Consider the following 13,404-nt stretch of genomic DNA (forward strand, 5'->3'; position numbering starts at 1 on the left):
GAGTCCTATAGCATTTTTCTCGGAGAATTTCACAGTTGCGGTATCGGGTCCACCGAGAAAAGCACCCATTCGCTACCCGCGAACGGTACTGACTAATCTCAGAACGGCTGGCTTATTTCTTCACGTATCTACGTCCACGAATCTCATATTCGCCACTCAGTACCATGCAGATGGCTTGGCTGTAAGCGATGTGCTCTTGCTCGAGAATCCGTGCGGAGAGTGAGTGTTCGTCGTCATCAGGAAGGACGGGAACGGAACGCTGCAGAATGATGACGCCATGATCGAGGTTCTCGTCTACAAAATGAACCGTACAACCGCTCACCTGGACTCCATATTCCAGCGCCTGTCTTTGCGCATCCAGGCCCGGAAATGCGGGAAGAAGAGAGGGGTGGATGTTTAAAACCCGATTCGGGAACGCCTCCAGAAAAGTCGGCGAGACGAGCCGCATGTAACCCGCCAGGCAGACGAGATCGACGCTATGCTCGCGCAGACAAGCTACGATAGCGGCGTCGTGCTCTGCGCGTGATAGACCCTTACTCTGAATTACGTGCGCATTCAGCCCGCGTTTTTCCGCAGATTCGATACCCGCCACATACGGCTTGTTCGAGATCACAACCCCGATTTCCGTATTGGGAATCCTATCCCTCTCGATGCTGTCCGCAATCGCCAGAAAGTTGGAGCCGCGTCCGGAGAGAAGGATGCCGAGGCGATTCATGGGAGAAACAAAAAGGCGTTTCGGGTTTCAAGTTTCGAGTTTCGGCTAAGCCAGTCCGCAACATTCTGTGTGGAGACAGCCACAATTTGCTTTTGGAGTTTGTGCATTCAGAATCTATCAGGACGATGCTGCGCGCAACTGGCTTTGCCGAAACGTGAAATTCGAAACCCGAAACGCCTCTCCTGCTTAGGAGTAGACGACCTTGCGATCGCCTTTCACGATGCGACCAATCGTGTATCCCTTCTCATTGACGCGATCGAGGATCGTCTGCACGCGCTTGAACTTCTTCGCGGGTACTATCAGGATCATGCCGATTCCCATATTGAAAGTTCGGAGCATTTCATCCTGATCGACATTTCCCAACTTCTGCAGATGAGTAAACACCGGCAGCACCGGCCATGAGCCGAGTTGGATATTGGCAGCCGTTCCCTTTGGCAGAACGCGTGGCAGGTTTTCGGTGATGCCGCCGCCGGTGATGTGCGCCATGGCATTCACTGCCTCGGCTTCGACCAGACGGCGGACAACCGGCCAGTAACTCTTGTGCGTCCGCATCAATTCGGTGCCGGCTTTATTCTTAATTTCGCTTACGAAGGTCTCAGGAGTGTAGCGAGCGACCTCGAAGAAAAGCTTGCGAGCGAGCGAATATCCATTGGTATGCAGGCCGGTCGACGGCAGACCCATAATGACGTCGCCAATCTCAACGCGCTCACCGGTAATGATGCGATCGCGGTCGACAACGCCCACAATGAATCCTGCAATGTCGTATTCGCCATCGGCGTAGAAGCCGGGCATCTCAGCCGTCTCGCCACCGATCAGCGCGCAGCCGTTTTGCCGGCACGCATCCGCGAGGCCGGAAACAACTTTCTCCGTTACTTCAGGATCGAGCTTTCCGCTGGCGAAGTAGTCGAGGAAGAACAGCGGTGTCGCGCCCTGCACGGCAATGTCGTTTACGCAGTGATTCACGAGATCGGCGCCGACCGTCTGATGCAGATTCATCGCGAAAGCAATCTTCAGCTTCGTGCCGACGCCATCCGCGCTCGACACCAAAACGGGATCGCGATGTTTTGTGCCGAGAGCGAATAGTCCACCAAAGCTGCCGATATCGCTGAGAACGCTGCGCGTGAAGGTCTTCTGGGCGAGGTACTTGATGCGCTGTTTGGCACGATCAGCTCGGCTGATGTCTACGCCGGCGTCGGAATAGGTTACGCGGCGGCTCTTTTTCTGGGCGGAAGATTGGGCCAAGCAGTCTGGTCCTTCAGGTGGAATGGCAGGAAGGAAAAGTGTATCACCTGAAGCAGAGCAGCAATCCGGTACGCCGCCACCGTATCTGCGTCACATGGCCAACGGCCGAGGCGTAGAGGCGGACTTGGTGCAGAAAACTTGGGTCAAGCCATGCGGAACTCGGCGCGTCATAGGACCAGAAAACCACGATGGGTTCTCCGACCACATTCGCGACCGGCACCGGGCCCCAATAACGGCTGTCCTCGGAATTGTCGCGATTGTCGCCGAGTACGAAGAGGGAGTCCAGCGGCACGCGACGCGGCGGGATGTTCTCCTGCCAAGACCATCGCCGCGAGGCGCGTACGCGGGCGTAGTCCTCGGGCATGCGCACGCCGTTTACATACAAAATTCCATGCTGGATCTCGACCGTGTCTCCGGCGGTTGCGATCACGCGCTTCAAATAGACCTCGCTCGGTTCTACCGGGCTGCGGAACGCCACGATCTCGCCGGGCTTAGGAGTACGCCACTGTGGAATGCGATAGCTCGTGAACGGAATCCGCGGACCATAGAGCAGTTTGAGCAACACAAGATGATCGCCAACCAGCACCGTGCCTTCCATTGAAGGCGTCGGAACCATGCCAACCTCCAACACGAACCCGAACAGAACGCACAATGCAAGGCAGCCGAAAATGCCGACGCGCAGCGATCTTCTTCTAAGTACCTGTTCCGACAATCGAGAGAGCGCGCGCACAAACCTGGCCTGCAGTGGAGTAGCTCAATTCTGAGCTGCTGATCAGGCCAGAAAACATCAGCAATTAACCTTATCCGAGCAGGTTTGCGGATGACGAAAGGGAAGGTCCCACCGCTCAGGCCGCGGATTTCGTGTATCTTGAACTTCGGACCAGCGATCACTGTCCGAATTGAATGCGCTCCGACGATCTGCACAGTCTGAAAGACGACATGACCGCCTTCATCGAAGGGCACGGAATGAAGCGTTTTCCCGGGTACATCGGAGAAGAGCTGCCGACAGTCGTGTGGAAGGACAACGAGAATGTGGATGCCTGGAAAGATTTTGTCGAACTAGCTAAGGCCGCAGGAGCGACATTCCTCACCATGGATGACATGGTGCTCTCAAAAGAAGATCTCGATTTCGTGATCGAACGGCTGAAAGACGGCGTGTACAGCGATGACCTCGACGATGCCCGATGGCTGCGAACCTACATCGGCAAGACTGGGTTCCTGCAGCTGGGCTTTTCCCACCAGGGCACGCTCTTCGTCCACGAGGTTTCCACCGAGTGGTACGACCGCTACCAGCGTGTGCTCGATACCGCCGAGGCGCTAGGCGGACTCGTCATCGATGAAGATGATGACGAGTAGACCAACCTTATCGCGCTGATCCGATAGGTTCTTTAATCGAATCCGGAATTGGCAGCTCGAGCAACCTTCTCGCGTTCTCAAAACATATATTGCGAATCATCGAACCGATGAGCTCTTCATCATCGGGTAATTCCTCTGCTTCGATTTCGTTTCCGATCAGATTGCAGAGAACGCGGCGGAAGTACTCGTGCCGTGGGTGCGACATGAACGAACGCGAGTCGGTCACCATGCCCACAAAGCGGGAGAGCAGACCGCAATTTGAGAGCGCGTTCATCTGCCACTCCATGCCTTCTTTTTGATCGAGGAACCACCAGCCGCTGCCGAACTGCACTTTGCCGGGAATGCTGCCATCCTGGAAGCTGCCGATGATCGTGGCGAAGACGTAATTGTCAGCGGGATTCACGTTGTAAACGATGATCTTAGGGAGTTGATTGTCCTGATCGAGGCGATCGAGATAGCGCGCCAGCGACTCGGCTTGTGGCCAGTCTCCTATAGCATCGAAACCGGTATCGCGGCCCAACGTCTTGTTTGCACGTGTGTTCCCATTCCGGTACGAGCCTAGATGAAGCTGCTTCGTCCACCCTTTGTCCGCGTCCAAATGCCCGAAGAAGAGCATAAGGAACGCTCCGAACTTTCCGGCCTCATCCGCACTGGCTCTCTTCCCACTCCGGGTTTTCTCGAAGATGGCCGACGCCTCAGCTTCTGAGCAGAATTCGGTGTAGCAATAAGCCAGTCCGTGGTCCGATAAGCGGCAGCCATGATCGTGAAAATCCTGGTGGCGCTTTCGTATGGCATCGAGAAAGTCGCTGAATTTCGCGATGTGCGTGTTCGCGGCAGTGCCCAGTTCTTCAATCCATTGGTTGAATCCTTCGGGATCGTCGACTCGCAGCGCGCGATCCGGACGGAATGTTGGGAATACAGCTGTTGCCGACCCGCTGCGTTGGATCCGCTCGTGATATTCGAGCGTCTGAGCCGGGTCATCCGTGGTACACACAGCAACTACGCGGAACTTCTCCAGAATTCCTTGCGTGCTGAATTCATGTTTCGCGAGCTGTTCGTTGGCTCGCTTCCAGATGTCCTCAGCCGTGTTTTCGTCGAGCAGGGAGTCGATATTGAAATAGCGCTTTAGCTCAAGATGCGTCCAGTGATACAGCGGATTGCGCAGCGTATGCGGTACTGTCCGCGCCCACGCCAAAAACTTCTCGTACGGCTTGGCATTGCCGGTACAGTATCGTTCTGGAACGCCGTTGGCGCGCATCGCGCGCCATTTATAGTGATCGCCTTCGAGCCAGATTTCCGTCAGATCGCGAAAGCGACGATTCTCAGCAATGTCCTTTGCAGAAAGATGGCAATGGTAGTCCAGGATCGGTTCGTCAGCGGCATACTCCTGATACAGATTTCGTGCTGTCTTGCTGCGCAGAAGAAAGTTCTCGGTAATGAATCCCATTTTGGTCTCACTTGTATAACATCTAGCCGATGTCTCAGCTAAGGGCTGATTATCAATTTTCTCCAGGGTGTGTCAGCAACTGTGTTGCATTGCGAAACGTTGAAATTTTCCGTTTAAGTGCCGCGCTTTTCTGCGGTACTCGTGTGTCAAAACGAACTCTTCGAGTGCCGCAATGACATCCAACTGCAGTCAGGGCGTAACGGTCCTATTTATCCCACCGCAGTCGCACACCATCTTATTGGGCGCAGCATGAAGCTGCGCCCACTTTTTAATACGAGCTAACGAACGAATAGTTAGAAGATCACTTTCAACGCGAGCTGTCCGATGCGCGGATCACCCGCGCCGGTGATCTGGCCGAAGCTGCTCGAATTGAAACTCGCGATCCCGGTGCTGGCGGATGGATCGTTCAAGTTCACACGATTGAAGACGTTGAAGTACTCGGCGCGGAACTGCAGTTTCCATCGCTCCGTCATGGTGAAGTTCTTCATCAGTCCCATGTCCCAGGTCCAATACTTCGGCCCGCGCAGCGCGCCTTTACCCGTATTGCCGAAGGTGCCGAAAGCCGGCTGCTGAAAAGCCCCGGGATTGATCCAGGTTACGCAGTGTGGCGACGTGCCGCAGTTGTTGCCGCCGTAAGGATTTCCTCCCAGAAAGACGGCGCGGTCAGTGCCGTTCCCGACACCAGACCGGTCGCTTCCGGAACTGAGACCAGATGTAATTGTCAGCGGGCGCCCGGTCTGGAATTGTGTCGAACCGCTGAGCATCCACCCGCCCAGTACCTCTCGCAGGGCTGTACTCCAATCCGACATTTGCGGAAGCTGCAGCACATACGATCCGACAATGCGATGCGTGCGGTCGAACTCCGAAGGTCCTCGATCGAAGACGTGTCGATTCGGATCATTCCACGGTAATGGCGAAACGCCGCCGGTATCCGCGCCGATCTCGCTCACGTTAGCACCAACTGGCAGGTCGTCGATACTCTTCGACCAGGTATAGCCGCCGATGAGCGTGATGTTCTTTGCGCGCTTCTCCAGACTTGCCTGCAACGAGTTGTAGGAAGAATTGATGTCATTCCAACCTTGAAACACATTGTTGTAGACGACATTCTTGGGATTGATGGCCTCGAAAGGAAGATTCAATCGACGCGATGCGTCGCAGAATGTCTTGGTTCCACACGCTGCCGGTGGAGTAGCCGTTGGGAACGCGGGATTCAGTTGTACTGATTCCTTGATATGGCTGCCGTGCGAGCCCACATACGCAAGTTGGGCCAGAAACCCGGCGGGAAACTCATGCTGTAGCCCCAGATTCCATTCGTTGATGAGAGGCGTTTTGAGTTTCGCGCGATTGTCGAAGCCGATGATTTGCAACGGCAATGGAAAGACGTAGCTGGAGGGTACCGGGAGCGCCTGCGGGAAGGGATTGCTGATCGCATTGCACCCGGCGGTCTTCTGGCAGTATGGATCGCTGAATGGACCGGGTGGTGGCGTCAGCGGCCCGATTTGCGGACTGAAAGGCGTGAGGTCAACCACACGGTTGTTTGCCAGTCCTGTCATGCGAGTGTCATAGAACATGCCAAAGCCTCCGCGCAGGCTGGTCTTGCTGTCGCCGAAAACGTCATAGGCGAAGCCAAGGCGTGGCGCGAAGTTGATCATGTTCGACTGGACTCCGCGCTCCGGCACGCCCGCGTCGCCGACGAAGAACAATCCCGGCGGCGCATTGGGATAGATCTGCGAGGTCGGCCCACCGGGAATCGCGTCGGCGATGTTGAATACCTCCGTCCGGTGCTTGATCTCGTCCCAGGCTTGGAACGGCTCCCAGCGTAAACCCGCAGTCAGTGTCAGCTTGCGGCTCGCGTGGAAGTCGTCCTGCAGATACAGTCCGGGAAAATTGTTGCGGATGTTCTTGAATTCACCGGCGCCTTGCTGAAAGGTGTTCAGCGTTCCTTTAAGAAAATTGTTGAGATTCGAAAAAGTAAACGTTCCGTATCCGAAAAACCCGGGATTAGTGATGTCTACCTTGCTGGTCTCGATGACCCCGCCAAACTTGAGCGTGTGCCGTCCGACAACCCAGCTCACATCATCGCTCCAGGTATAGTTGTTGCGCTTGAAGACGGCGTGCAAGTTGTCGCCGATGCTGAAGCCGCTCAATCCCGAAACACTAATCGTCTGAATGCCTTTACCGAAATTGGGCTGGAAGATATTGACACCAAAATCAGATACATCCGGCACGTTGGCTGCCGGCCCACGATCCGAGGTCTCACGCGCGTAGCTAAAACGAAAATCGTTCAGCAAGCGCGCCGAGAAAACGTGGCTTTCGTGAAGCAGATAATTCTGATTCACGATGGCGTTGGTTCCGTCTGTGTAATCCAGGATGTTGGCCGGATCGAAGACGGGGTCTTTGTGGTACCGGTTGTAATCATAGCGGAAGGTCAAGCGATCATTGTTCGTAATCGAATGGTCAACTCGACCGAGGATTTCGTTGTAATTCTCGTGGTCCGGCTGCGCGTAGGTTACTCGCGGCTGACCGGTCGAATCAAAGCTGCCGGGATCGCCCAGTGGGACGAGCTTCAGTAAATTGACTATTGCTGGGTCGGTGGCATTCCCACGTTGCACAGCACTGAATACACTCTTGGTCGTCGGGTTTCCCAGATTGCGGATCTGCGTGCCCTGATACCCCACAAAGAAAAACGTTTTGTCATGGATGATCGGGCCGCCAATGGTGCCACCGAACTGATTGCGCTTTAGCTGATCGCGACCATGGTCATAAGCACTGAAATTCGAACCCCAGTTCCTCGCATTAAAAAGAGCGTTCCGCAAGAACTCGAATGCATCACCGTGAATTTGGTTGGTCCCTGACTTGGTCACCACGTTCACCACGCCGCCGGCGTTCTGGCCGTATTCGGCGCCGTAGTTGCTCGTCTGCACACTGAACTCCTGCAGCGCGTCCGGAAATGGGAATGGCTGGTTCACGTTGCTGTACTCGTCGACGAAATTGCCGCCGTCAAGCTGATAACTGGTCTGGTTTTGTCGTGAACCGTTGATCGAGTACGTCACCGCGCCGGGAAAGGTCTTCTGTCCTCCTTGGTCCGCGCCGCCATTGTTCGGATCGTTGACTGTGCCCGGGACCAACAGCGTAAGTTGCGCAGCATTGCGCCCTTCCAGCGGTAGGTCGAGAACGCGCTGGCCTTCCAGCACTTGCTTCATGGTCGGAGTCGTGGTGTCCACCTGCAGCTGCGTGCCGGTAACCTCCACCGTCTCCGTAGGGGAGCCTATTTGCAGCTGCGAATTTACGGTAAGAGTCTGATTGGCCAGCAAAGTGACGTTCTGCTTCGAAGTACGGAACCCGGACGCTTCAGCCGATACTGAGTACTGTGCCGGTTTCAGAGAGGGGATCACGTAATAACCCTGCGAGTCTGCGACGGCGGTCCGACTCAGTGCAGTTCCGGCTTCGACCGCCGTGACCTTAGCTCCGGGAAGCACCGCTCCCGAAGAGTCAGATACGGTTCCAACAATACTGCCGAGTCCTTGGGCAAACGAAATTGCGCTGAGCAGTAAGACAACAAAACAAACGGCTATCAGATGCTTCTTCATCGTTTCTCTCCTGGGATAGAGGGAAGAACAAAAGCGGCGCCGCGAGTTGTTAGAGCAAAACTATTGCTTGGAAATTCGGACGCAGCTTGACCGCTTTTGCCGCACGCGCTTCCCTCAAGGTGAGCGGCATCATGTTGGGCGACGATTGGCTTTGTCAAGACCAGATACTTAAAACGGTATGTTTAGCAAAACTGAACCGTTCCATCGCTTCCACAGGTTGAAACTCAGCGAGTGTCAACGATGGGAGTCGATTTCATTGGGTTCCACTTTACTGGAGAGCTCGCCGAACAAATTCAGCAATCGTCAGGGTAAGCGGACGCGGATAAGGACCATTCACCATCGCGAGCGCCTGATTACGTACAAGCTTCTGGCCGGAGATGCGCATGGTGTGGAAGAAACGGGATTGTCCCTTGAGAGAGAACTCCGGAAGAATGGAGTAGCCGAAGCCCGATTCAACCAGGCGTTTGATGGCCTCCGTATCCGCCGCTTCCATGATCACATTCGGCTCAATGCCGGCATGAGCGAAGAAGCCATCGATGATTGTGCGCATGTTGCTTTGTTTCGGATAGAGCAGCCATGGCACGCGCGCCAGTTCTGAAGCGCGAATCGAGCCGATTTGTCCGCCGCGGACGCGGCTCGCCGATGGACGCACCACCAGCAATTCTTCGTCGAACAGCGGGATAGTGGTGACACTGGGTTCGGATAGCGGAAGCGAGATCAGTCCCAAATCGAAACGACGGTCCAGCAGCCCGGCGACGATCTCTTCGGTATTGGCAACGGTTACGTGCAGTTCCGTGCGTGGATACTGCTTGCGCAACATCCGAAGCGGCCGGCCCAGACGGTATACGAGCGTGGTCACGCCTGTCGCAAAGTGAAATGGACGTGTGTCTTCCTGGGGCTGACCGTGAAAATCCGTCTCGATCCGCCGAATCTGGTCGACCACCGATCGCGCCTGCTCGGCCAGCCGATGGGCCATCGATGTAGGCAGGAGCTTCCGGCCGGAGCGCACGAAGAGTTCAGTCTTTAAGTGCTCCGCCAGGTTCTGAAGCTGGAGACTCACTGCGGCAGGTGACAAATGAACACGTTCGGCTCCGCGCGTGACGCTGCCAGTCTCGAGCACCGACAGAAATACCTCAAGCTGATGGACGTCCACATGGCTCCTGAGCTGCTGAAGTGAGGACGCTCGATACTTTAGTTCGGCTAAAGATTCTTTTCAATAGAACCAGTTTGACAGGACAGATGCCAAGGACCAGCATGAAGGTACGCACGCAGGCTAGCTGCTGGTCCTGGAGCACCACAGACTCTGGATTCAGCAGCTTTTTTGTTTCCGGCAGACGTAGCTAAATTCTGAGTCACACTTCTCTGCTGAGCGCCGGTTCAGCCGCCTCGGCGCTGGCTGCGTTCAGCAGATCGATCTCGCCTGAGCTCAGTTTGAGCTTGGTCGCCTCGATCAGGTCGGTGAGTTGATCAAGTTTCGTCGCGCTGGCAATCGGCGCCGTGATGCTGGGACGTGCCATGAGCCAGGCGAGCGCGACGCGCGCCGGCGTTGAGTTGCGCTCGTTCGAGATGCGATCGAGAGCATCGAGAATGCGGAAGCCGCGTTCGTTCAGGTATTTTTCCACGCGTGAGCCTCGTGCCTTCCCGGCGGCATCAGCTTTCGAGCGATATTTCCCCGTGAGAAATCCACTTGCCAGTGAAAAATACGGAATCACTCCGAGTCCCTCGCGCATACAAACATCTTCGAGTGTGGATTCGTAGTCATTCCGTTCATAAAGGTTGTAGTGCGGCTGCAGAGTCTCGTAACGAGGCAGCTTATGCGACTTGCTCACACGAAGCGCTTCTTGCAGGCGTTGTGCGGAGTAATTGGAAGCGCCGATCGCACGCACCTTGCCCGCTTTGATGAGCTGCGCGAATGCCTCGAGTGTTTCCTCCAGCGGCGTCTTTGGATCATCCTGGTGCGCCTGATACAAATCGATGTAATCAGTCTGCAAGCGTCGAAGTGAATCTTCGGCAGCCTCCAGGATGTACTTCTTTGATAAGCCGGTTTTCCCCGGTCCCATTCCCCATTCGTGGCCGCACTTGGTTGCGAGAATCACTTTCTCGCGATTGCGCCGCTCTTTCATCCATTTGCCGATGATGGTCTCCGATTCCCCGCCTTTATTGCCGGGAACCCACTTCGGATAAATGTCGGCAGTGTCAATGAAGTTGAAATCCACGGCAAAGAAGCCATCCAGAATCCTGAACGATCCTGCTTCATCGAGCGTCCATCCGAAGACGTTGGCTCCAAGGCAGAGCGGCCTCACCTGAATTCCAGAATTGCCCAGCTTGCGTAGCTCAGCCATCCAACTCCTCCGTGAAGTTGGTTTGATGTCGGTTGCAAGACTCACGATCCACAATGGGACTAGCGCGCATAATGTGGATGGTCGCTCTGAAGGCGAGTTCCAACAAAGCATTACCCCGCTTTAGAGCAGCGTACATGCCTCTTTAAACTCGAGCCGCGGAGCGCGAGGAAAGAGCTTCGCGTCATCGCCATAGCCAAGATTGCAAAGGAAATTCGACTTCACGTGACCAGCAGGGAAAAACTCCTGCTCACATCCTTCGCATTCTTTGCCGCTGCCGAAAAACTCCTCGTCGAGTTTCGCATTATCGAATCCAGACATTGGACCGCAGTCGAGTCCCAACGCCCGTGCAGCAATGATTAAGTAAGCTCCCTGTAGTGATGAATTTCGCTTCGCAGTGACTTCGACCAATTGCGGATTGGCGGCAAACATGGCGCGCATTCCAGTATTGTGCGGAAAAAGCTTGGCCAGCTTTTCATAAAAAAGCAGATCGTAAGCGACGATCACGGTAACTGGTGCCGCCATTGTCTTGTCCACATTGCCCGGTGCGAGCGCAGGACCTAACCGCTCTTTGGCCTGGCGCGAGCGCACAAACACGAACCGCGCCGGATTCGAGTTCGAACTCGTCGGCCCCCATTTCATCAGCTCGTAGAGCTGCCGCAGCGTGTCGTCGGTGACAGGCTTATCCTGCCACCCGCTATAAGTTCGTGCGCTGCGAAATATCTGATCGAGCGCCGCGTCAGCCAGTACATGTTTCATGCATTCCCCCGCTCTGCTGATTTTAAGCAACCGGACGGACACTACAGCATTTTTGCCGTTACTGTAGACCACTCTCGGAAATGTCGAATTCCTCTTTGCATTGTCATCCTTCGGAGCGCGAGGTCCCAGCGTAGGGAGTCAACGATCCTGGGTTTGCGCTCCGGGGGATCTGCTGTTCCTCGCGTTACCAAGAACAGCAGGTTCCCCGCGGCGCAAAGCAAAAGCAGGAAGACCGGTTCTCTTTCGCGGCGGCGCGAGGAATGACAATGTCAAAGAAGCAGCGTTTCTGCTGGACTCCATCGGTTCATAGGTTCTAGAAAAATGCTCTAGTGCCTGCACGGGCTCTTTCTGCAGAATGCTGGATTGCAAAACGGAACGCGGCTGCGCTTCTTGCGGCCCCCTCGGGCCTGCATTTTGGCGGGAATTCCTTTTGATCTCGAAAAGCTTCAGTCGTAGATCGCGCTGCCGTAGCCAGCTTTGCGCGCGGTGTCCTGAAGGTCTTTTAGCTCATCCTGTTGCTCTTGAAGAACGCCTTTGAGGCGGTTCACTTCCTGCTCTTTTCTCTTCTGCGCCTCGTTGTATTCGGGAGCATTGGTGTAGATGTTGCGATTGTTTTGAACGTAGTTAACCGTCGACTGCAGCTTGGTGATTTCGGCTTGAATTTCGGCAATGGCCTGCTTCTTGTCCTGAATAGCGGCTTTGAGCTCCTCAGCTGATGGCTGGCCGTTTTTGTCCGCTTGTTCTGCGCTTGCCGAGGGCTTCTGTTTCACGGTCTTCTTCTTTTGCGAGTCGTCGGAGCTGGTGTCAGTTGAATGATCGGCAGTGCTGAGGTCATCATTCGTAAGCACCTTGTTTGTGGTAGTGGCCTGCTGCTTGTTTTTTTCGCACTGCTGCCGGGCGATGTCACCGAGGGATTGCGCGCAGACGCTCTGGGCCAGCAAGACTGAAGCTACAGCCGACAACACTGCCAACGAAGACTTGATTTGCACCCTCATGCTTCCTTGTCCAGGCTCGCGCTTACCAGGCTTCCTTTTGAACGCACTTGAATATCGAAGAAATCTTCCCATGTCATAGTGAGACTTCGATCGAACCAGGCACGAATCTCATCGAGAATTTGCGTATCGGTGGCCGAACCTTGTCGATTCCGTCCTTCGGATTGCGTGCTCTGCGAGAGACGCTGTACCGCCTTCTTCACTCGCAGTTCACATTCTTTTTCGAGAGTCGTGAACATGATTCCCATTCCATGTCCATCGTCGGAAGCGCGGACTTCGCCCTGCGCGGGAATTTTCATTCCATAGAGATGAAGGATCAACTGCACGCGTGTGTAGCGCGGGAGGGGAAATTTTGTACTGACATAGCACCCGCCGAGACTGATGTTATCGAGTGCTCCCGAAATGGGAGAGGCACTCTGATCGGTCCAGTATTGGACGCCGCGATCGCAATCGAACCGCCGAGCCGAGCGCCGGTCGTCTTTTTCTTCTTTGGTATTCGGTTGCCAGGTATCGATGTAGGCTCCGCCATCGATCTCGTTTTCGACGGCGGCGAATCTCTTTTCCGGTTCGAGCGTGCGCAAACCGATCTGGCCTTCGCGTGAGGTGCCCGGCGCTCCGATCCAAACTATCTCGAAGCGTACGCGGTCCTTCTGATGCTCCAGGGTTAGCTCCTGGCCGACGTTCATGGTGAGGCTTTGGAGGCTGGTGATGCGGGCGCCCTTCGCACTGAGATCGAGCGTGCAGACAACGTGCCGGAAACTTCTCCCCTGCGCGTCACTACCCGATACGCGCACCGGCACTGCCAGAAAGCTCCGCTTCTCTCGTCGTCGCGACATACGGCGACCTAAGTATGGTACGTGGCACGAAGAATCAGTGAGATTACGGAGGTAATTAGGTGCTTGCCGTAGCAAGGGGAGCGGAATGAGCCATCTTCCCGAATTAAGAAATTCGCGAATATGAGTGC

At 55.2% G+C, this 13,404-nt stretch carries 11 protein-coding genes; 1 reads left to right on the forward strand and 10 read right to left on the reverse strand.

Going from position 1 to position 13,404, the window contains the following annotated elements:
- Positions 1 to 112: 112 nt before the first annotated feature.
- From purN to lepB, 3 genes are all read right to left on the reverse strand, one after another.
- A complete protein-coding gene (purN, locus tag VFU50_03050) occupies positions 113 to 715 on the reverse strand; it encodes a phosphoribosylglycinamide formyltransferase (protein HEU5231812.1) in 603 nt (200 codons plus the stop codon).
- 186 nt (positions 716 to 901) lie between these two features.
- Positions 902 to 1,957, reverse strand: coding sequence for a phosphoribosylformylglycinamidine cyclo-ligase (gene purM, locus VFU50_03055; protein HEU5231813.1), 1,056 nt, complete (start codon positions 1,955 to 1,957; stop codon positions 902 to 904).
- Positions 1,958 to 2,000: 43 nt separating this feature from the next.
- A complete protein-coding gene (gene lepB, locus VFU50_03060; GenBank protein HEU5231814.1) occupies positions 2,001 to 2,687 on the reverse strand; it encodes a signal peptidase I in 687 nt (228 codons plus the stop codon).
- Between the two features lie 173 nt (positions 2,688 to 2,860).
- Here lepB and VFU50_03065 point away from each other — a divergent pair, with 173 nt between their 5' ends.
- The gene (locus VFU50_03065) at positions 2,861 to 3,313 is read left to right on the forward strand and encodes a hypothetical protein (protein HEU5231815.1); all 453 of its coding nucleotides are present in this window, start codon (positions 2,861 to 2,863) and stop codon (positions 3,311 to 3,313) included.
- Between the two features lie 7 nt (positions 3,314 to 3,320).
- Here the strand turns inward: VFU50_03065 and uxaC are convergent, their stop codons facing one another.
- The 7 genes from uxaC to VFU50_03100 all read right to left on the reverse strand — a co-directional run bounded on the left by uxaC (position 3,321) and on the right by VFU50_03100 (position 13,276).
- Positions 3,321 to 4,760: a glucuronate isomerase gene (uxaC, locus tag VFU50_03070; protein HEU5231816.1), complete on the reverse strand. Its 1,440-nt coding sequence runs from the start codon at positions 4,758 to 4,760 to the stop codon at positions 3,321 to 3,323.
- A gap of 293 nt (positions 4,761 to 5,053) precedes the next feature.
- Positions 5,054 to 8,350 (reverse strand): carboxypeptidase regulatory-like domain-containing protein, encoded by a 3,297-nt coding sequence (locus VFU50_03075; protein ID HEU5231817.1) that lies wholly within the window; start codon positions 8,348 to 8,350, stop codon positions 5,054 to 5,056.
- Between the two features lie 268 nt (positions 8,351 to 8,618).
- Complete coding sequence (locus tag VFU50_03080; GenBank protein ID HEU5231818.1) at positions 8,619 to 9,470, reverse strand: LysR family transcriptional regulator; 852 nt, start codon at positions 9,468 to 9,470, stop codon at positions 8,619 to 8,621.
- 232 nt (positions 9,471 to 9,702) lie between these two features.
- A complete protein-coding gene (locus tag VFU50_03085) occupies positions 9,703 to 10,692 on the reverse strand; it encodes an aldo/keto reductase (protein HEU5231819.1) in 990 nt (329 codons plus the stop codon).
- Positions 10,693 to 10,812: 120 nt separating this feature from the next.
- Complete coding sequence (locus tag VFU50_03090) at positions 10,813 to 11,448, reverse strand: malonic semialdehyde reductase (GenBank protein ID HEU5231820.1); 636 nt, start codon at positions 11,446 to 11,448, stop codon at positions 10,813 to 10,815.
- Between the two features lie 446 nt (positions 11,449 to 11,894).
- Complete coding sequence (locus tag VFU50_03095; protein ID HEU5231821.1) at positions 11,895 to 12,443, reverse strand: hypothetical protein; 549 nt, start codon at positions 12,441 to 12,443, stop codon at positions 11,895 to 11,897.
- Positions 12,440 to 13,276 (reverse strand): PilZ domain-containing protein, encoded by an 837-nt coding sequence (locus tag VFU50_03100; protein ID HEU5231822.1) that lies wholly within the window; start codon positions 13,274 to 13,276, stop codon positions 12,440 to 12,442. Before VFU50_03100 ends, VFU50_03095 begins: the two co-directional genes overlap by 4 nt.
- Between the last annotated feature and the right edge of the window lie 128 nt (positions 13,277 to 13,404).

The sequence above is a fragment of the Terriglobales bacterium genome, from assembly GCA_035764005.1.
Classification (GTDB): Bacteria; Acidobacteriota; Terriglobia; order Terriglobales; family Acidobacteriaceae; genus Gp1-AA112.